This is a genomic window from Achromobacter sp. D10 (assembly GCF_035282245.1).
GTDB classification, from domain to species: domain Bacteria; phylum Pseudomonadota; class Gammaproteobacteria; order Burkholderiales; family Burkholderiaceae_B; genus Achromobacter; species Achromobacter insolitus.
On the sequence record NZ_JAYJLE010000012.1, the window covers coordinates 118,613 to 138,663 of the forward strand.

At 64.8% G+C, this 20,051-nt stretch carries 16 protein-coding genes; 9 read left to right on the forward strand and 7 right to left on the reverse strand.

Annotation, left to right across the window (positions count from 1 at the left end):
* Window positions 1–3: 3 nt before the first annotated feature.
* On the reverse strand, window positions 4–1,092 hold the full coding sequence (apbC, locus tag VCS63_RS24545) for an iron-sulfur cluster carrier protein ApbC (RefSeq protein ID WP_323881252.1): 1,089 nt from the start codon (window positions 1,090–1,092) through the stop codon (window positions 4–6).
* 101 nt (window positions 1,093–1,193) lie between these two features.
* Between apbC and VCS63_RS24550 the strand changes: the two genes are divergently transcribed.
* Window positions 1,194–1,469, forward strand: coding sequence for a hypothetical protein (locus VCS63_RS24550; RefSeq protein ID WP_042797363.1), 276 nt, complete (start codon window positions 1,194–1,196; stop codon window positions 1,467–1,469).
* A 233-nt stretch (window positions 1,470–1,702) separates the two neighbouring features.
* Window positions 1,703–3,769, forward strand: coding sequence for a methionine--tRNA ligase (metG, locus tag VCS63_RS24555; protein ID WP_042795191.1), 2,067 nt, complete (start codon window positions 1,703–1,705; stop codon window positions 3,767–3,769).
* Window positions 3,770–3,835: 66 nt separating this feature from the next.
* Here the strand turns inward: metG and VCS63_RS24560 are convergent, their stop codons facing one another.
* The 3 genes from VCS63_RS24560 to VCS63_RS24570 all read right to left on the reverse strand — a co-directional run bounded on the left by VCS63_RS24560 (window position 3,836) and on the right by VCS63_RS24570 (window position 6,117).
* Complete coding sequence (locus VCS63_RS24560) at window positions 3,836–4,573, reverse strand: sulfurtransferase (RefSeq protein ID WP_063642864.1); 738 nt, start codon at window positions 4,571–4,573, stop codon at window positions 3,836–3,838.
* An 85-nt stretch (window positions 4,574–4,658) separates the two neighbouring features.
* Window positions 4,659–5,456 carry an META and DUF4377 domain-containing protein gene (locus VCS63_RS24565; protein ID WP_323881254.1) on the reverse strand — a complete coding sequence of 266 codons (798 nt, stop codon included), beginning with the start codon at window positions 5,454–5,456 and terminating at the stop codon, window positions 4,659–4,661.
* A 130-nt stretch (window positions 5,457–5,586) separates the two neighbouring features.
* Window positions 5,587–6,117 (reverse strand): META domain-containing protein, encoded by a 531-nt coding sequence (locus VCS63_RS24570; RefSeq protein ID WP_063642866.1) that lies wholly within the window; start codon window positions 6,115–6,117, stop codon window positions 5,587–5,589.
* A 303-nt stretch (window positions 6,118–6,420) separates the two neighbouring features.
* Between VCS63_RS24570 and VCS63_RS24575 the strand changes: the two genes are divergently transcribed.
* A complete protein-coding gene (locus VCS63_RS24575; RefSeq protein WP_042795194.1) occupies window positions 6,421–7,569 on the forward strand; it encodes an acyltransferase family protein in 1,149 nt (382 codons plus the stop codon).
* Here the strand turns inward: VCS63_RS24575 and VCS63_RS24580 are convergent.
* Complete coding sequence (locus VCS63_RS24580; protein WP_082884769.1) at window positions 7,550–7,945, reverse strand: helix-turn-helix domain-containing protein; 396 nt, start codon at window positions 7,943–7,945, stop codon at window positions 7,550–7,552. The two genes, VCS63_RS24575 and VCS63_RS24580, sit on opposite strands and share 20 nt — an antisense overlap.
* 663 nt (window positions 7,946–8,608) lie before the next feature.
* On the opposite strand from VCS63_RS24580, the gene VCS63_RS24585 reads away from it, so the two are divergent.
* Both VCS63_RS24585 and kch read left to right on the forward strand, forming a co-directional pair.
* The gene (locus tag VCS63_RS24585; RefSeq protein ID WP_164792978.1) at window positions 8,609–9,424 is read left to right on the forward strand and encodes a response regulator transcription factor; all 816 of its coding nucleotides are present in this window, start codon (window positions 8,609–8,611) and stop codon (window positions 9,422–9,424) included.
* A 441-nt stretch (window positions 9,425–9,865) separates the two neighbouring features.
* A complete protein-coding gene (gene kch / locus VCS63_RS24590; RefSeq protein WP_076815598.1) occupies window positions 9,866–11,077 on the forward strand; it encodes a voltage-gated potassium channel protein in 1,212 nt (403 codons plus the stop codon).
* Window positions 11,078–11,080: 3 nt separating this feature from the next.
* Here kch and VCS63_RS24595 read toward each other — a convergent pair whose 3' ends face one another.
* Both VCS63_RS24595 and VCS63_RS24600 read right to left on the reverse strand, forming a co-directional pair.
* A complete protein-coding gene (locus VCS63_RS24595; RefSeq protein ID WP_063642871.1) occupies window positions 11,081–12,664 on the reverse strand; it encodes an EAL domain-containing protein in 1,584 nt (527 codons plus the stop codon).
* Between the two features lie 96 nt (window positions 12,665–12,760).
* A complete protein-coding gene (locus VCS63_RS24600) occupies window positions 12,761–13,378 on the reverse strand; it encodes a TetR/AcrR family transcriptional regulator (RefSeq protein ID WP_063959986.1) in 618 nt (205 codons plus the stop codon).
* Between the two features lie 197 nt (window positions 13,379–13,575).
* Between VCS63_RS24600 and VCS63_RS24605 the strand changes: the two genes are divergently transcribed.
* The 4 genes from VCS63_RS24605 to VCS63_RS24620 are packed head-to-tail and all read left to right on the forward strand — an operon-like array spanning window position 13,576 to window position 20,019.
* Window positions 13,576–15,060, forward strand: coding sequence for an efflux transporter outer membrane subunit (locus VCS63_RS24605; protein WP_323881258.1), 1,485 nt, complete (start codon window positions 13,576–13,578; stop codon window positions 15,058–15,060).
* A gap of 21 nt (window positions 15,061–15,081) precedes the next feature.
* Window positions 15,082–16,149, forward strand: a complete 1,068-nt coding sequence (locus VCS63_RS24610) for an HlyD family secretion protein (RefSeq protein WP_323881260.1) — start codon at window positions 15,082–15,084, stop codon at window positions 16,147–16,149.
* Window positions 16,149–18,893, forward strand: a complete 2,745-nt coding sequence (gene rbbA / locus VCS63_RS24615; protein ID WP_323881262.1) for a ribosome-associated ATPase/putative transporter RbbA — start codon at window positions 16,149–16,151, stop codon at window positions 18,891–18,893. Before VCS63_RS24610 ends, rbbA begins: the two co-directional genes overlap by 1 nt.
* Before the next feature lies 1 nt (window position 18,894).
* Window positions 18,895–20,019 carry an ABC transporter permease gene (locus tag VCS63_RS24620; protein ID WP_063642876.1) on the forward strand — a complete coding sequence of 375 codons (1,125 nt, stop codon included), beginning with the start codon at window positions 18,895–18,897 and terminating at the stop codon, window positions 20,017–20,019.
* The last annotated feature ends 32 nt before the right edge of the window (window positions 20,020–20,051 follow it).

The window sequence follows — 20,051 nt, forward strand, 5'->3', positions numbered from 1 at the left end:
GCGTCAGGTCGGTTGTTGCACGACGATGGACGGGAATTTCCCGGCCATGTCGCGGGGAAGCGCTGCCACGCCAGCCGCCAGCTTGCGGGCGATGCCGCGGTAGAGGGCGGCGGCTTCGCTGCCCGGGTCGGACACCACGGTCGGCGAGCCCGCGTCGGTCTGTTCGCGGATCGCCAGGGTCAGCGGCAGGCTGCCCAGCCAGGGCGTTTGGTATTGCTCGGCCATGCGCTGGCCCCCGCCCTCGCCGAAAATGTGCTCGGCATGCCCGCACTGCGAGCAGATGTGGATGGCCATGTTCTCGACCACGCCCAGGATCGGCACGTCGACCTTCTGGAACATGCGCAAACCCTTGCGCGCGTCCAGCAACGCCACGTCCTGCGGCGTAGTGACGATGACCGCACCCACGACTGGCACCTTTTGCGCCAACGTCAGGGCCACATCGCCCGTGCCCGGGGGCATATCGACGATCAGGTAGTCGAGATCGCGCCAGTTGGTCTGGCGCAGCAGCTGCTCCAGCGCCTGAGTCACCATGGGGCCGCGCCAGATGGCGGGCGAATCGGCGTCGATGAGAAAGCCGATGGAGTTGGCTTGCAGGCCGTGGCCGGTGAGCGGCTCCATGCTTTTGTTGTCCAGGCTTTCAGGACGACCGGAGATACCCAGCATGGTCGGCACGCTGGGACCGTAGATATCGGCATCCAGCACGCCCACCTTGGCCCCCTCGGCCGCCAGGGCCAAAGCCAGGTTCACGGCCGTGGTGCTCTTGCCCACCCCGCCCTTGCCGGAGGCCACTGCAATAATGTTGCGCACATTGGGCAGCGGCTTCAGGCCTTTCTGCACCGCATGGGCAGCGACCTTCCAGGTTACGTCGACCTGAGCGTCGGCCACGCCAGCCGCGGCCAGCGCCGCCACGGCGGCGTCGCGCACCTGCGCGCGCACGGCGTCGGCGGGATAACCCAGTTCCAGCGACAGCGAAACACGCCCACCGTCCAGTTTGATGTCACGATCTTTTACAGAAACACCCAAATTCATACCGGTATTCGGGTCTTGCGCGGCGCGCAGCGCGGCGCGAATTTGTTCTATCGTTATACTCATGTCACTATGGTTCCGTAGGCAGCGCGGCTTCTGCGGGCCGCCATCCCCTAAAGGATAGCGGATACCCGGGAACCTTTCGCTGCGTTTTGCATCCGATCTTCATGACCAACACACTTATCCGCTTCTTTCGTGCCGTCCTATTCGCCGCCCTGGCCTTGATCGGCATGGCGATGGCGCTGGTGTTCATGCTTTCCACGGCGATCGCCGTGGCGATCCTGTACGTGGTCGCCAAGGTGCGCGGCAAACCTTTCGGCGTGCGCGCCTATTGGAGCCAGCGCCAAGGCGCCCGCCCGGGACCGTTCCAGCCCGCCACCGCCCCCTTCGCCACGCAGCCGCGCGGCGATGTGATCGACGTCGAAGCCCGCGAAATCCGCTGACGGCGGCTTTCCAGCATGCTTGCGCCGCCCCCGGCGCAGGCGGGCCGGGGTTTGATGCGCCCCCTGGCCGAGCTGCCGCATCCGCCGCAGGTTCCCCTCACATTGCAACCCGCCCGATTCGCCCGCCGCGAAGGGCGGGTTGAGCCATAGCAGGCCCCGGCCGGGCAAGTCCCTGCCGTTGCCCTAAAATGGCCGGCTTACCCCCCTTTTTCCCTCAACCTCCAAAGACAACCATGTCTCGCACCCTCTTTGTCACCACTGCGCTGCCCTACGCCAACGGATCTTTCCACATCGGCCACATCATGGAGTACATCCAGGCTGATATCTGGGTTCGTTCGATGCGAATGGCGGGCCACACGGTGCACTTCGTGGGTGCGGACGACGCGCACGGCGCGCCCATCATGCTGAAGGCGGAAAAGGAAGGCATCACGCCGCAGGCCCTGGTGGCCCGCTACGCCGCCGAACGCCCTCAGTACCTGAACGGCTTCCACATCCGCTTCGACCACTGGCATTCCACCGATTCGGCCGAGAACGTCGCGCTGTCGCAAGACATCTACCGCGCGCTGAAGGCCCAGGACCTGATCGAAACCCGCTCCATCGAGCAGTTCTACGATCCGGTCAAGGGCATGTTCCTGGCAGATCGCTACATCAAGGGCGAATGCCCCAAGTGCCATGCCAAGGACCAATACGGCGACTCCTGCGAGGTCTGTGGCGCGGTTTACGCGCCCACTGAGCTGATCAATCCGTATTCGGCCCTGACCGGCGCCACGCCAGTGCTGAAGTCCTCTGACCACTTCTTCTTCAAGCTGTCCGATCCGCGCTGCGTGGAATTCCTGCAGCAATGGACCACCGGCAGCAACGCCGCCGGCGGCAAGCACCTGCAACCTGAAATGCTGGCCAAGACGCGCGAATGGCTGGGCGCGGACGATGGCGAAGCCAAGCTGGGCGACTGGGACATCTCGCGCGACGCCCCCTACTTCGGCATCGAGATCCCGGACGCGCCGGGCAAGTATTTCTACGTCTGGCTGGACGCCCCCGTGGGCTACCTGGCGTCGCTGAAGTCGTATTGCGCGGTCAAGGGCATGGATTTCGACAAACTGCTCGATCCCGCCGGCCCCACGGAACAGGTCCACTTCATCGGCAAGGACATCGTGTACTTCCACGCGCTGTTCTGGCCCGCGATGCTGAAGTTCGCCGGACGCAAGACGCCTGACGCGGTGAACGTGCACGGCTTCATCACCGTCAGCGGCGAAAAGATGTCCAAGAGCCGCGGCACGGGCATTTCGCCGCTGCGCTACCTGGAACTCGGCATGAATGCCGAATGGATGCGCTACTACATCGCCGCCAAGCTGAACGCGCGGGTCGAAGACATGGACTTCAACCCCGAGGACTTTATCGCGCGCGTCAACAGCGACCTGATCGGCAAGTACGTCAACATCGCCAGCCGCGCCGCCAGCTTCATCACCAAGCATTTCGATGGCGTCCTGGGCTATTCGGGCGACACCTCGGCGCTGGCCGCGGAGTACGCCGAACAGGCTGAGTCCATCCGCGCCGCGTTCGAGGCGCGCGAGTACAACCGCGCCATCCGCGAAATCATGGCCTACGCCGACCGCATCAACCAGGCGTTCGATACGGCCCAGCCGTGGGTACTGGCCAAGGGTATCGCCACGGCCGACGAGGCACAAAAAGCAGCCCTGCAGGACATCTGCTCGCGCTCGCTGGCGGGCTTCAAGGCGTTGTCCGTAATGCTGGCGCCGGTATTGCCCGCGCTGGCCGAACGCGTGGCCCTGGAACTGTTCGGCGCCCAGGCGCCCTTCACCTGGGCGGATGCCTCGGTGCTGCCGCAACGCGTGGCGCCGTTCAAGCACCTGATGCAGCGTGTCGAACCGCAAATGCTGGAAGACCTGTTCGAACCGCCCGCAGCCCCCGTCGTGGTTCCCGGCGGCGAGCCCATCGCCGACACCATCTCCATCGATGATTTCGCACGCGTCGACCTGCGCATCGCCCAGATCGTCAACTGCGAACACGTGGAAGGCTCGACGAAGCTGCTGCGCCTGACCCTGGACGCGGGCGAAGGCCGCCACCGCAACGTGTTCTCGGGCATCAAGTCGGCCTACAAGCCGGAAGACCTGATCGGCAAGCTGACCGTCCTGGTGGCCAACCTGGCGCCTCGCAAGATGAAGTTCGGCGTCTCGGAAGGCATGGTGCTGGCGGCCAGCCACGCGGATGAGGCGGTCGACGCCGGCATCTACGTGCTGGAACCGTTCCCCGGCGCCAAGCCCGGCATGCGCGTGCGCTGATCCCGCAAAGCCCGCGAAATGCAAAGAGCCCGCCTATAGCGGGCTCTTTTTCATTGATGTCCTGGCTTATGCCTTGCTGGGCGCCAGCGCCGGATCCAGCGAGATGCGCTCGTCAAAGACGAAGCACTTGCCGTCGTAACCCGGACCGCCGGTTTCCTCGAAATACTTGAGGATGCCGCCATCGAGCTGGAAGACGTTTTCGATGCCGGCTTCGTTCATATAGATGGCGGCCTTTTCGCAGCGGATGCCGCCGGTGCAAAAGCTCACGACGGTCTTGCCCTCGAGTTCGGCCCGGTGGGCCTGCACTGCTGCGGGAAACTGCGTAAAGCGTTCAATGCGCCAGTCGATGGCGTTCTTGAAAGTGCCCTCATCGACCTCGAAGGCATTGCGCGTGTCCAGCATGACCACGGGCCGCCCTGCATCGTCCGCCCCCTGCTCCAGCCAGCGCGCCAGCGTGCGCGCGTCCACGCCTGGCGCACGGCCCGCCTCCGGGCGGATCGCAGGGTGATTCATGCGGATGATCTCGCGCTTGATCTTGACCAGCAGCTTGCGGAACGGCACCGTCGCGCTGTGGCTGAACTTCACTTCCAGGTCCGCGAAGCGCGGATCCGCGCGCAGCGTGCGCAGGAAGGCGTCGATGCCATCAGCCGAACCTGCCAGGAACAGGTTGATGCCCTCTTCAGCCAACAGGATGGTGCCCTTGAGTCCGGCCAGGCCAGCCTCGTCCAGGAGGCGGGCGCGCAACTCCGGCAAGGAATCCAGCGAAACGAATTTGTAGGCGGCGATATTGACGACGGAAGTCATGGAAAAGCGGAAAAAAGCGGGCGGCGAAAGGCGTAATAGTAATCGCTGGGCGGTTTTTCCCGCCTGCCGCCCGGCTTGATCCCGCTCAACGATTGACGATTTCCTGCTCGACCACCGCGTCCAGCACCCAGTTCAGGGTGGAAGCGTCGGCGGGCGGATTCGGGTTGCTGACTTCGACCACGCGCAGGCGGTAACGGACGCCCGGCTGGAAATTGAAGCCCGTGATTTCGCCGTACCAAAGCTGCCACGGCTGCGCCGCGCTATCACGCACCTGGTAGCACATGGAGCGGCCTGCGCCCGAGCTGCAGGGAACGCGTTCCGAGTTCACGTAGACCAGTTTGGTGGGCCCTTGCTGACCGCCGGCGATGGGATCGGCGCGGCGGCCAAAGTCCAGCCTGTCGCCCGAGCTGAGCACCCATGTCATGCGCTGGGGATTGTTGGCGCTGTCCACGGAGGAGGCAGTAATGCTGGTCAGCGCGGCCAGGAAGTCCTGCTCGAGTTTCATGTTCTGCGGCGCGCAGGCCATCATCGTCGACACCGGGCGCCCCTGCACGATCAACAGGCCATTGGCGACGGTATAGGAACCGTTGTACTGGTTGCAGCCGGAAAACCCCGAGATGCGCGGCGAGCCTCGATCATGGACGAAGCTGGCCGTGAGCGGACGCGAATTGGACGACGGGTGTGGAATCTGCCGCAGGGCTCCGCCGAGCAAGGTCCAGCGCGCCAGATCCCAACTGGTCTGCGCCAACATGTCGGACGCGGAAGCCGGCTGAAAGCGCGGGTCCTGCCCATCCGCGGCGCGCTGGGGCGGCGAAGAGCAAGCGGCCAGTCCGATGGACAACAGGCAAGGCGCCAGCCAGCGCAGGGATGCGGAAAAGGGCATGAGAGTCTCCCGAAAAAACGTGGAATGCCACGCCCGCGCATGGCGGCGGGCCGGACCGCGCCATTGTAGGCCGGGCCCGGCACCGTTTTTCATGACTTGACACGCTTGGACAGGCGTCAAGCCCTACGGGTCAAGGAGTAGGAGGGTCCTGGCGCCGCTCGAATTCCAGCACGTCGCCGCCGCGCAGATTGAAGGTCAGGTGCCGCGGCGCTCCGCCGTTATCCAGCGTGAAAGTGTCGATCGACGCCAGGCCGCGCAGATAATCCGCTTCCAGGCGGGCACGCTCCGGCGCCGGGCAGGCCATGCGCGTGGCGGCCGGCGCGTCGATGTAAAGCTTGCCGCTGTCGAGCTTGTAGGTGCCCATGTAGCGGTTGCATCCGGAAAAACCATTGACGCGGTACTGCTTGCCTTGCGCCAGGAACGTCAGGCGCACAGGCTCGCCGTTGTCGCCATGCGGGATGTCGCGCAGCGCGCCGCCCGCTTGCGTCCAGCGCACCAGTTCCCAGCTGGTCTGAGCCAGCGAATCCGCGCTGCTGGCAGCGTTGGCCGCGGCGGCGCCTTGCGGACGCGCGCCACCCGTGGATCCGGCGCAACCGGCCAGGGCCGCGGCAAGCAGAGCCAGGCCAAACAAACGGCTACGCGTGGACAAGAGCTTAGGCATGTACGGAACTCCATCAATTTCCATACCCCGACTGTAACCGGCCTTGCGGCCGCGCATGCATGTCCTAAGCCCATAAGCGGTATCCAAAAGCAGCACGGCATGCGGCCGCCACGCTCCAATTGCATGGCCTTGCTGCATCGAAAGCCCCATGGCGGCGCTGCACGCCGACGCGCAGAATCAGTACAGATCGTCACCCTGGTCAAGCCGGCACGCGGGGCACGGGAACCGATTGCAACGACCGCAGGCGCAGGTGTCCGGCCCCCTCTGGGGCCAAGAAAAAGATCAATCCGGGGAGACACGGCGATGGGCTTTCTGAGAACGTTGTTGGCATTGTCGGTAGTGCTGGACCACTTGGGCGGGGGCAACACAGATCATCTGGTGGGAGGCCGCCTCGCGGTACAACTGTTCTACGTCATTTCGGGATTCCTGATTTCCTACGTGCTCACCGCCACTGATCACTACCAAGGCGCGGTGGGCAAGTTCTACGCGAACCGCTTCCTGCGCCTGTTTCCGATCTACCTGGCCGTTGCGGGGCTGACGCTTGCGGCCCACGTGATGAGCGGCGGCGCGTTCTTCCGCATCTACGACGCCCTGCCCTTCAGCGCCGAGCTGTTCCTGGTGCTTTCCAATATTTTCATCATGGGCCAGGACTGGCTCATGTTCTTCGGCATCGAGCATTCCGCGCTGAAGTTCACGGGCAGCTTCGCGCACAGCGAAGTACCGCTCTATGAGGGCTTGCTGGTGCCTCAGGCCTGGACGCTGGGCGTGGAAATGAGTTTCTACCTGGTTGCGCCCTTTATTCTCGGCTCACCGCGCAGGCTGCTCGCCTTGCTGGCCGCATCGCTGGCGCTGCGCGGCGTGTTGATCGCCAGCGGTGTCGGCTTGAGCGATCCATGGACCTACCGGTTCTTTCCGACGGAGCTGGCGCTGTTCCTGCTTGGTTCGCTGTCGCACCAGGTGCTGTTGCCGCGCTACAAGGCCTGGACGCAGCGCATCACGCGCCTGCCCGAGATCGGCACTGCGGTCCTCGCAGCGTACTGTGTGCTGCATTTCTCGATCGCCATGAACCACAACATACGCGACGGCCTGGCGGTGCTGCTGTTCGCGGCGCTGCTGCCGCTGGCCTTCCTGTTTCAGTCGCGCCACAGGCTGGACAAGGCGATCGGCGAATTGAGCTACCCGATCTATATCTGCCACTCGCTGGTGATCATGTTCTTCACGTGGATGCTTGAAGACGCGCACCTGGACCAGCCGCTGCTGTTCTCGGCCCTGGTTATCACGAGCACCATTGCGTTCTCGGCCCTGCTCAATAGTGTGATCGCCGATCCCGTGGAACGCCTGCGCAGCCGCCTGCGCACCGACGACGAGGCGCTGGCGCCCGCCGCCGACGCCCGGCGGCGTCCCGCCAGCGCGCCCGCGCAACCTCTGGGGTCTATTCGCCGCGCGCCTTGATGTAGGCGGCCAGCACTTGTTCGATCTGCCGTTTTTCCTGCGAGCTCAGGCGGGCATAGGTGGCGTAGGAGACAGATTCGAAAGGCCAGGCGGCAGGCAGCCCCGCGTGCTCAGTCCCGGACTGGGCACCGTCGGGACCCGGATTCAGCATCGGCCCTTCGCCGGTGCTGAGCCACATGGGATTAACGCACAAGGCCCGGGTCAGCTTGATAAGCGCATCGCTCGACGGCCTGCGGCGCTGCCCGCTTTCGTAGTTGCCGATAGCGCTTTGCGACAGGTTGCTCGCGGCCGCCAAGTCCTTTTGAGTCCATCCCTGAAGCATTCTTGCGTTGCGCAGACGATGGCTAAACGTGTCCAATCGATCAACCCGAGACATTAATAAGAATTTATTTATTTGATTAAAACATCTCAAGACTGACGCCAAATAAACGGATTACGCCCACGTTTGCCGGGCTAATCCTCAAATCGCGTCAGCTGGCTGCCAACACATGCGCCGCATCTGGGAAAAGCCCGTGGCGCCGCGCTGCCACGCCACGGAAAAAATCATATCTATCATTGACTTGCATTTCCTCGCCAGCATTGCTGCGCGGCTGTCGGCGCGGGCGCCTGAACGCCCCCGAGGTGAAAAACCTGCGCAAGTTTATGGCGTTTGAAGTATTCAAAATCGAAAATAATGTATCGGCGATACATAATGGTTCCACGGCGGGAACATCGAAACGGACAAGATTTCAAGTGTTTCCATGGCGCCCTGCCCAGGGTTTCTGTTACTGTCAGAAACTACAGAAACGTATCTTCACAAAAAAACACGCCCGTGTTCAAATGAAACACGGGCGTGACTTCCAAGCAGCATCGAAGCATGGGCGGCCATCGGCGAAGGCATGAAACCAGGGGCACAACCCCCGGCCACGCGCCCATCCGAACAACACCGTCCGGCGCTCTCGCGTCATGGCGCGCAGCACGGGGAGAGGGGCATGACACGCAACGCCACGCCTAGGCATCAGGCACAGCGGCCATACCCTGCCCCCCATTGGAAGCATCAATGAACAACACGCTGGATGTCATTTTTCTGGTCCATGACGGCGCCAGGCACGCAGGACTCATCGAAGCCTTGTCGCACCTGGGCTTCAACGTCCGCCGCTGCCACGATCTGGCGGACGTCTATGACAGATACTCCCACCACCCCAGCCCGCTGGTAGTGCTGAAGGCGCCCTTGCCAGACATCCACAACGCCGCGGTCCGTCTGCGCGCGGTGGATCGCAGCCTGGGCATCGTCGCGATCGCCGCCTTCACCGATGCGGAAAGCCGCATCCGCACGCTGCTATGCGGCGCGGACGCGTGCCTGCCGCCGGATGTATCCGGACTGGAACTGGCGGCGGCGCTGCAGGCGCTGGTGCGACGTGCGGTAGGCCTGGATGGCGCCGATGCGGCGTCCGACGGACACTCCGCTGATGACCCCATGCATGAAACCTGGCGCCTGACGAACAAAGGCTGGACGCTCATCAGCCCTTCGGGCCGGACTCTCGGGCTGACCACAGGCGAACGCGACTTCCTGTCGCGGCTGGTGAACGCCCCCGACCGCAAGGTCAGCCGCGATGCCTTTTACGCGGACGGCTCGGACGAGGCCGATAGCGGCATCACGCGGCGTCGCTTCGTGGACGTCATGATCAGCCGCTTGCGGCGCAAGGCGGCGGCCAACCAGATGACGTTGCCGATCCGCGCCGTGCATGGCTGGGGCTACATGTTCGCAGCGGATATCACGCTGGACCTGGATTTTCGGGTAACGGGGGAAGAGAGCCGACAGGAGGCCCAGCACGACTGGCGCCGTGAGACGGCGGACGCGAGCGCGTCCAATTGACGCCTGGCCCGCAACGGGCCCGGCAGCCGGACGAAAAAAACGCGGCGCTGCCTCGAAAGGTTAAGACGCCGCGCTAAAACAACACGTGAACCTGGAGTCATCAGCCGGCACTGATGCCTACTACCTGGATCACGCGATTCCAACATTCGTGCCTCATACTGCTCACGTACGGTCAGACCGTTGAACCCGAGCGGGGTCTCTAGTCCCTGCACAGGCTGCGACGTGATCAACGCCGAGCGATTCGTCCGCCAGGTAAAACAGCGGGCGTCCCGCCCTTATCAGCGGCGTTCCGTATGGATAGCCGCGTGATGCAAGAAGTTTAGGACCTCGGGCAGGAATGCAGTAATTCTTTGTTGATAGCCTTCCATACATAAATGGTATAGGGCGGCATGCCCCCTACAATGCCGGCAAAGGACTTGGGACGCGTTCCCGCCAAACCTCATGCCCACACTGCCCGTTCCCCTCGCGCGCCGACTCCGGAAGGTGCTGGCACTCTTTCCGCCCAACTGGTGCCTGGCCATCCTGGTGGCCCTGGACGGATATGCTTTCATGCACCCCGTGCTGCGCGAGGTCCGCGCGCGCGAATATGGTTTCTGGCTTGCCATCGACAACTGGCACGAGGTGATGCGCGTGGTCGGCCTGCTGGAAATACCGCGCCTGGTGCTGGGCGTGGGACTGCAGGTCATTGCGCTCGGGCTGATCCTCAAGGCCCGCATCGCGTGGGCGTTTTCGCTGGTGCTGCTTATCGGTGTCGGCACATTCGCCATCATGGGCGACAGCGGCCGCGCCGGCCTGGGGATCTATACGCTGGTTCTCGTCATCGCGCTGATCGCCTATTGGCGCCGCTTCGACCGCGCCAGCGTCACCGCGGGCTCCTTGTTCGCCCTGGTCAGCATGCTTTCCTTGCTGATCTATGCGGTCTTCGGCACGCTCTACCTGGGCAATGAATTCAACCCGCCCATCACGGATGCCACCACCGCGCTGTACTTTTCCATCGTGTCCATGTCCACGGTGGGCTACGGTGACATCACCCCGCACACCGGGACCGCGCGGCTCTTCACCGCGTCGATTATCATTCTCGGCATCACTATCTTCGCCACCTCCATCAGCGCGATCGCCGGACCGGTGATCGGCGGCAATCTGAAACGGCTGGTCAAAGGCAGGTTCTCCACCGCCATGCGCAAAAATCACATCATCATCGCGGGCGCGACGCCCCTGGCCATGAGCGTCTACGACGGTTTGCGCCGGCGCGGCGACGAAGTCACCGTCATCGTGCCTGCCGGCGTGCCGCAGGAATATCCCGCAGCCACAGACTTGATCGAAGGCGACCCCTCCAGCGTGGAAGTGCTGCACAACGCGGGCGTGACGCGCGCCCGTTATGTGCTGGCGCTGCGCGATGACGACGCGGAAAACGCGTTCATCGTGCTGGCCGCGAAGGAAGCGGCCGGAGAAGACGGCGCCAAGACTGTCGCGCTCGTCAACACCAGCAAGCACCTGGAGAAGATCCGCCGGGTCAATCCCGACCTGGTGTTCTCGGTGCAGCTGCTGGGCGCCGAATTGCTGGCCCGCGCCATCAACGGCGAACCCATGGACAGCCAGAGCATCACCGATCTGTTCTTCGCCAAGGCCACCCCGAGCGGAAAAAACGCCTGAAGACTAAGCCGCGGCGCCCGGTTGCTCATGGCCGGCGTACCAGCGCACGAACTCGGCAGACGGCATGGGCCGCGCGAACAGATAGCCCTGGATGAAGGCCACGCCGCGCGCCTTGAGGTAGTCGAACTGATACGGCGTTTCCACGCCCTCCGCCACCACCGCCAGTCCCAGGCGGTGCGACAGCGTAATAATGGCGTCCAGCACCGGCGCCTCTTCGCCCGCAGGCCCGATGGCCTGCACGAAACCCTGATCGACTTTCAGGTAATCCACCGGGAACTTCTGCAGATACGACAGCGAACAATGGCCCGTGCCGAAGTCATCGATGGCCACGCGCACGCCCTGGGCGCGCAAGGCGTCGATATTGCGACGCGCCTGGCCATTGTCCGTGATCAGGCTGCGCTCGGTTATTTCCAGCACCACCAGCGGCCGCCTGGCCGCGACCTTGACAGCAAAGGCCTGCACATCGGACAGCAGTTCCACGCTGGACAGATGCTCGGCCGCGATGTTCACGCCGATATGAAAATCCGGCGGCGTGGGCCAGGCGCGCATGTCGCGTTCGATCAACGCCAGCAGATGCTGGGTCAGGGGAATGATCATGCCCTCGGCCTCGGCCGCGGCAATGAAGACGTCCGGGCGCACCGGCCCGATACCTGGCCGCTCCCAGCGCATGAGCGCCTCCACGCCCTCGCAACGGCCCGTGGCCTGCCCATACACGGGTTGGTAGTGCACCAGGAACTCGTCCGCGAGGATGGCGCGACGCAACTGCTCCTTGAATGATCGCCTGCTGACCTGCAAACGATGCGTGCCCACGGCCAGCCCGAACCCGAGCAGCAGGGCGACCGGCAGATACGTCGCCATGGACCGCGACCACGCGAGCACCAGGATCTCCGGCGGAGCCAGGACATTGACCCTGATCCCTCCCGCCCCGGCCTGGTCCGTTTTCTCGTGTCGCAACGGGACGGCGCGCGCTGCCGAGCCGCCCCACGAGTCGCTGCGGATAGGCGCGCCGTTCCTGCCCACGACCAATTCCAGCTGCAGGTCGTCCATGGTGGCAACGGCGTTCAACAGGTCCTGCACATAACGGCCGTCCACCACAATGATGCCGCCGCGGCCGTCGGCACCGGACTTGCCCATCAGGATGGCCGGGCGCTCCGGCGCCAGGGACGTGCCGGCCACTGAGATCTCCCAGTACTCCGAGACGACATTGAGTTTCCATTTGCTGAAATCGTCGAGCGAGGCATCCACCGGCCCCACGGCCGATGAACAATAGACGCGCTTGTCGCGGACCAGGACCAGTGAGCGGAAATACGGGTTCAGCGTGCCCCAGCGCTGCAACGCCGGCAGCACCTCGGCGCACGGCTTGCCAGCAAGCTCCGCAACCCGCCCCAGCATGTCCCGCGATTGGGAAAGAATGTTCTGGGTCTGGGCGCGCACGATGCGCGCGGCCGTTTCACCGGCAAGCCGCTGCTCGTTGTGAGCCTGAAGCCAGGTCCAGCCCACACAGGCCAGGATGGGAATAACCAATGCCAGCGCCACTGGCAGATAACGCCAGGGCGATGCGCCGCTCGTCACTCCCGATGTCGCCATGTCACCTCGCCGTGTAGGTCGTGCATGGCCGCCACGCGACCAACCTGGATAGGACACCAAGGCGGGCGCAGCGTCAAGGAACTCTGCGCGCGTGCGTCACGCGGGCCCTGCGCGCAGCAGTTCGCAGATAAGCGCCACATGCGCCTGCCGCCGCTCGGGCAGATCAAGGCGTTCGCCTGGCCCCAACAGCACGGACATGACCAGGGTATGGACGATGGGCGACAGCAGCAGCCAGGGATGCTTGAGCGCCACGCAGTCGGCGCACAGGCCGCGAGCCCGCGCGCGCTCCAGAAGCCGCGCGATGTCGGCCTGATGCGCTTCGGCGGTCTCCTGCCGCCAGCGCGCGGCCAGATGGGGGACGCGACCGCTTTCGGCCAGCAGCAGCCGCATGGTGCTGATCATGGCCGGATTGCCCAGGCTGACGTACAGGTGATTGACGATGCGCTCAGCCAGATGGCGCGGCGACTGCGCGCCATCCACCACGGCCTCGATATCGAGTCGCGAGGGACTCAGGTGGCGCGCCAGCAGGGCTTCGAAGACGGCTTCCTTGCTGTCGAAATGCGCATAGAGTCCGCCCTTGGACAGGCCTGCCCGCAGCGCGATGTCATCCATCCTGGCGCCGGCATAGCCCGCCTGCGAGAACTCCTGGAGCGCGGCGTCGAGGATCTGCCCGACGCGCACTGCCGGAGGAAGACGACGGCGCTGCATGACCATCCCTCTGCTCCTGTGCAATGGGTTTCATTAAAAACCGACCAGTCAGTCGTTACTTTGATCCTGGTCAAGGAATGCTCAGCCGCCGCGCCGCACAATACCTACAAGCATCAACCCGGTATCGGGTGCGCCCCGAAGGCGGCGCCACAAGCCTGCCTGCCCAGGGACGCACCCGGCCCCCCGCGCTGGAGAGACCCCGCATGACATGCCGCCCGTTTCCGGCCACGATCGCCACGCGTTTCGTACCCGCAGCCGTGCTTGCGCTGCTGGCCAGCGGCTGCGTTTCCATGGTGCCCGACTACCACCGCCCCGCCCTGCCCGTGCCGACCGCCTACTCGGCCCCCAGCCCTGAAGCAGCGGCAGCGGGAGCCGCGGCGGCAGCCGAAATCGGCTGGCGGACCTACTTCCCGGACCCGGTGCTGCAAACGCTGATATCCACGGCGCTGGACAACAACCGCGACCTGCGCCGCGCGCTGCTGCGCGTGGAAGAAGCCCGTGCGCTGTATGGCATCCAGCGCGCCGACCAGTTCCCCACCGTGGGCGTACAGGCAGACGGTTCCCGCTCGCGCGTGCCGGGCGACCTGAACCTCACCGGGCAACCGCTGGTTTCCAGCCAATATCAGGTCGGCCTGGGCATGGCCAGTTGGGAACTGGACTTCTGGGGCCGCGTGCGCAGCCTGAAAGACGCCGCGCTGCAAAACTACCTGGCTTCCGACGCAGCCGCCCGTGCCGCCACGCTGAGCCTGGTCGCGGAAGTGGCGGACAGCTATCTGTCCTTGCGCGAGCTGGACGAGCGCCTGGCGCTGACCCGCGAAACCATCGCTTCGCGCGAAGAATCGTTGCGCATCTTCCGCCGCCGTTTCGAGGAAGGCGCGATCTCGAAACTGGATCTGACCCAGGTCGAAACGCTGTGGCAGCAAGCCAAGGCGCTGGGCGCGGATCTGGAACAGACCCGCGCCGCGCAGGCCAGTGCGCTGGAACTGCTGGTGGGAGCCCCGCTGGACCTGCCCACGCTGCCCGCTCGCCTGGACGATGGCGCCGTCATGCGTGAACTGCCGGCAGGCCTGCCGTCGGACCTGCTGGTCAACCGCCCCGACATCGTCGCCGCCGAACACCAGCTCAAGGCCGCCAACGCCAACATCGGCGCGGCTCGCGCTGCCTTTCTGCCCACCATCACCCTGACGGGTGCCTTCGGTACCGCCAGCAGTGAACTGGACGGCCTGTTCTCCGGCGCAAGCCGCGCCTGGAATTTCGCGCCCAGCATCAATCTGCCCATCTTCGACGCCGGCCGTCGCTCATCCAACCTGGAGCTGACCGAAGCGCGTCGCGACCAGGCGGTGGCTGCCTACGAAGAAACCATACAGACGGCGTTCAAGGACGTGTCCGATGCGCTGTCGGCCCGCTATTGGCTGGCCGAGCAGGTCGACGTGCTGCGCGCGACCGTGGCGGCGCAAAGCGAACGCGCCCGCCTGGCGCAATTGCGGTATGACCATGGCGCCTCGCCCTATCTGGAGGTGCTGGACGCGCAACGCGATCTGCTGGCGGCCCAGCAGAAACTCGCGCAGACACGTCGCGCGCTGCTGTCCAGCCGGGTCCGGCTGTATGCGGCGCTGGGCGGCGGAACGCAAGCTCCTGCCGCCGCCCCGACCGCGTCCGTCCCCATCCACGGCACCAGCCCCCGATAAACCAAGAACCAAGGATTCCCGATGTCCCTGCCCACCCGAAAACTGGTCCCCGTCCTGATCGCCCTGGCGGTTGCCGCCGGCGGCTATTACGGCTGGCGGTTGCTGTCCGACAATGGCCCGGGCGTAGGGTTCGTCAGCGGCAATGGCCGCATTGAAGCCACCGAAATCGACGTGGCCGCCAAGCTGGCGGGACGCGTGCAGGAAGTGTTGGCGGTCGAGGGCGAATTCGTCGCCGCCGGCCAGCCGCTGGCACGCATGCAGATCGACACCTTGCAGGCGCAGCGCGAGGAAGCCCGCGCCCAGCACCAGCAAGCCGTCAATGGCGCAGCCAGCGCCAGCGCGCAGGTCGCGCAGCGCGAGAGCGATAAGCTGGCCGCCGAAGCCGTCGTGGTCCAGCGCGAAAGCGAACTGGACGCCGCGCGCCGCCGCCTGGCACGCTCGGAAACACTATCCAAGGAAGGCGCCTCGTCCATCCAGGAGCTGGACGACGACCGCGCCCGCGTGCGCAGCGCCCAGGCCTCGGTGCAGGCCGCCCGCGCGCAGGTGAACGCCGCGCAGGCTGCCATCGACGCCGCCCGTGCCGCCGAGGTCGGCGCGCAATCCGCCGTCACTGCAGCGCTGGCCACCATCGCCCGCATCGAAGCCGACATCGCCGACAGCGAACTGCGCGCGCCGCGCGACGGCCGGGTGCAGTACCGCGTGGCGCAACCCGGCGAAGTGCTGGGGGCTGGCGGCAAGGTGCTGAACATGGTGGATCTGTCCGACGTCTACATGACGTTCTTCCTGCCCGAACAGGCGGCAGGCCGCGTGGCGCTGGGGCAGGACGTGCGCATCGTCCTGGATGCCGCGCCCCAATACGTCATCCCCGCCAAGGTGTCGTTCGTGGCCAGCACCGCGCAGTTCACGCCCAAGACCGTGGAAACGGCCAGCGAACGGCAGAAGCTGATGTTCCGCGTCAAGGCCCAGATCAGCCCCGAACTGCTGCAACGTCACTTGAAGCAGGTCAAGACAGGGCTGCCCGGCGTCGCCTGGCTGAAGCTCGATCCCGATGCGCAATGGCCCGCCAGCCTTGAAGTCAAGGTGCCCTGATGGCCTCCCCGGACACCGCGCCCGTGGTGACGCTGTCCGGCGTCAGCCTGCGCTATGGCAAGACCGTGGCGCTGAATGGCATCACGCTGGACGTACCCGCCGGCCGCATGGTCGGGCTGATCGGCCCGGATGGCGTGGGCAAGTCCAGCCTGCTGGCCCTGATCGCGGGGTCGCGCGCGGTGCAGGAAGGCAAGGTGAACGTGCTGGACGGCGACATGGCCAGCCGCCGCCACCGCGACGCCGTCTGCCCACGCATCGCCTACATGCCCCAGGGCCTGGGCAAGAACCTGTATCCCACCCTCTCGGTTGAGGAAAACCTGCAGTTCTTCGGCCGCCTGTTCGGCCACGACGAAGCCGAACGCCGCCGTCGCATCGACAGCCTGACCCGCAGCACCGGCATGTCCGCCTTCCTATCGCGTCCCGCTGGCAAGCTGTCCGGCGGCATGAAGCAGAAGCTGGGGTTGTGCTGCGCGCTGATCCACGACCCCGATCTGCTGATCCTGGACGAGCCGACCACGGGCGTGGATCCGTTGGCGCGCGCGCAATTCTGGGACCTGATCAACGAGATCCGGCGGGAGCGCAGCGGTATGAGCGTGATCGTTGCCACCGCCTACATGGACGAGGCGCAACGCTTCGATTGGCTGATCGCCATGGACGAAGGCCGGGTACTGGCCACGGGCACACCTGCCGAACTGGAGCAACGCACCGGCGCGGATTCGCTGGAAGCCGCCTTCATTGCGCTGTTGCCGGAGGAAAAGCGGCGTGGCCACAAGCCTGTGGAAATCGTGCCGCTGGCGATCGACGAGGACGCCGAGGTCGCCATCGAAGCGCGCGACTTGACCATGCGTTTCGGTGACTTCGTTGCGGTGGACCACGTCAACTTCCGCATCCGAAAAGGAGAGATATTCGGCTTCCTGGGATCCAACGGCTGCGGCAAGTCCACTACGATGAAAATGCTGACCGGGCTGCTGCCCGCCAGCGAAGGACAGGCGTGGCTCTTCGGCGCCGAAGTCGATCCGCGCAACATCGATACGCGCCGCCGCGTGGGCTATATGTCGCAGGCGTTCTCGCTGTATGGCGAATTGACGGTGAAACAGAACCTGGTGCTGCATGCGCGCCTGTTCCACGTTCCGGAGTCCGATATCCCGGCGCGCGTGGACGAGATGACGCAGCGCTTCGACCTGGGTGAAGTGCTGGATACCCTGCCCGAGAACCTGCCCATGGGCGTGCGCCAGCGACTATCTCTGGCCGTGGCCATGGTGCACAAGCCGGAACTGCTGATCCTGGACGAACCGACCTCGGGCGTGGACCCCGTGGCCCGCGACAATTTCTGGCGCCTGCTGATCGCACTGGCGCGGCAGGACCAGGTCACCATCTTCATCTCCACGCATTTCATGAACGAAGCCCAGCGCTGCGACCGCATGTCGCTGATGCATGCGGGCAAGGTGCTGGTCAGCGCTTCGCCGGATGAGATCACCCGCATGCGCGGCGCGAAGACGCTGGAGGAAGCCTTCATCGCCTACCTGATCGACGCCGGCGCGGGCACCAAGCCGGAAGACACGGCAGCCGACACGGCTCCCGCCCTGGCGTCCGCCCCCACTGAAGCGCCAGAACGCGGCGGTTTCAGCCTGCAGCGCATGCTGAGCTATATGTGGCGCGAATCGCTGGAGCTGCGTCGCGACCCAGTTCGCGCCACGCTGGCCCTGGCGGGATCTCTGCTGCTGATGTTCGTGATGGGCTTTGGCATCAGCATGGACGTCGAGGACCTGCGCTACGCGGTCATGGACCGCGACCAGACCGGCCTGAGCCAAAACTACAGCCTTAACCTGGCGGGCTCGCGCTATTTCATCGAACACCCACCGATTTCCAGCTACGAGGAAATGGATGCGCGCATGCGCAGCGGGGAATTGTCCTTGGCCATCGAAATACCGCAGGGCTTTGCCCGCGATGCCGAGCGCGGCAACGGCGCGCAGATCGGCGTCTGGATCGACGGCGCCATGCCGCAACGCGCCGAGACCATCCGCGGCTACGTGCTGGGCATGCACCAGGGATGGCTGATGCAACAGGCGCGCGAGCGCCTGGGCACGGGCGCCACCCTGCCCGTCAGTATCGAAACTCGCTTCCGCTATAACCCGGACGTGCGCAGCCTGCCCGCCATGGTACCCGCCGTGATTCCGCTGTTGCTGCTGATGATGCCGGCGATGCTGACGGCGCTGGCGGTCGTGCGCGAGAAAGAGCTGGGCTCGATCATCAACCTGTATGTCACCCCCGTGACGCGGCTGGAGTTCCTGCTGGGCAAGCAGGCGCCCTACGTCGCGCTGGCCATGCTGAATTTCCTGCTGATGGCCCTGCTGGCCGTAACGCTGTTCGGCGTTCCCATAACCGGCAGCTTCCTGACGTTGCTGGCCGCCGCCCTGATCTACAACGTGGTGGCTACCGCCATCGGCCTGCTGGCCTCCACGTTTACTCGCAGCCAGATTGCGGCGCTGTTCTTCACCATGATAGGCACGCTGGTCCCCGCCGTGCAGTTTGCCGGCCTGCTCAACCCGGTCTCGTCGCTGGAAGGCGCCGGCCGCCTGATCGGGCAGATCTACCCGGCCACGCACATGCTGACGATCAGCCGCGGCGTCTTCAGCAAGGCCCTGGACTTCTCCAACCTGCAAAGCTCGTTCTGGCCTCTGCTGATCGCCATACCCGTCATCCTGGGCGCCTCGGCGCTGCTGCTCAAGAAGCAGGAGACCTGAGATGCGGCACCTGGCCAATATCTACCGTCTGGGCGTGAAGGAATTGTGGAGCCTCGCGCGCGACCCGATGATGCTGATCCTGATCCTCGTGTCGTTCACGCTGATGATCTACACGGCGGCCACCGCCGTGCCGGAAACCCTGCACAACGCCCCCATCGCCGTGGTGGACGAAGATGTATCGCCCCTGTCCGCGCGCATCACCTCCGCCTTCTATCCACCCCATTTCACTGCGCCAGAGGTGACGACCTCGGCACAAGCGGATGCCGGCATGGATGCGGGACGCTACACGTTCTCGGTGAACATTCCGCCCAACTTCCAGCGCGACGTGCTGGCCGGCAGGCCTGCGGAAATCCAGCTCAACGTGGACGCAACCCGCATGAGCCAGGCCTTCACGGGCAGCAGCTACATCCAGCAGATCATCAGCGACGAGATCAACGAGTTCGTCAAACGCTATCGCGCGCCCACCGAGCTGCCGGTGGAGCTGGCCGTGCGCATGCGCTTCAACCCTAATTTGACCCAGGCCTGGTTCGGCGCGCTGATGGAGATCATCAACAACGTCACCATGCTGTCCATCATCCTGACGGGCGCGGCGCTGATCCGCGAACGCGAACACGGCACCATCGAACACCTGCTGGTGATGCCCGTGACGCCCACCGAAATCATGGTTGCCAAGGTCTGGTCGATGGGGCTGGTGGTTTTGGTGTCTGCTGGGCTATCGTTGACTTTCGTGGTACGCGGCTTGCTGCAAGTGCCGATCGAAGGATCGGTGGCGCTTTTCCTGGTTGGAGCGGCGCTGCACCTGTTCGCGACGACTTCAATGGGCATATTCATGGCCACGCTTGCGCGCAGCATGCCGCAGTTCGGCATGTTGCTGGTACTAGTGCTGCTGCCCCTGCAAATGCTGTCGGGCGGCACCACGCCGCGCGAAAGCATGCCTCAGTTCGTGCAGGACATCATGCTGGCCGCCCCCACCACCCACTTCGTGGAACTTGGCCAGGCGATTCTCTACCGCGGCGCGGGCATCAGCGTCGTGTGGCAACCCTTCCTGGCGCTGGCGCTGATAGGTTCGGTCCTGTTTGCGTTTTCCCTGGCGCGCTTTCGCAAGACCCTCAGCCAGATGGCTTGAGGCCTGTGTGTTCGTTACCCCTTACCACTCTT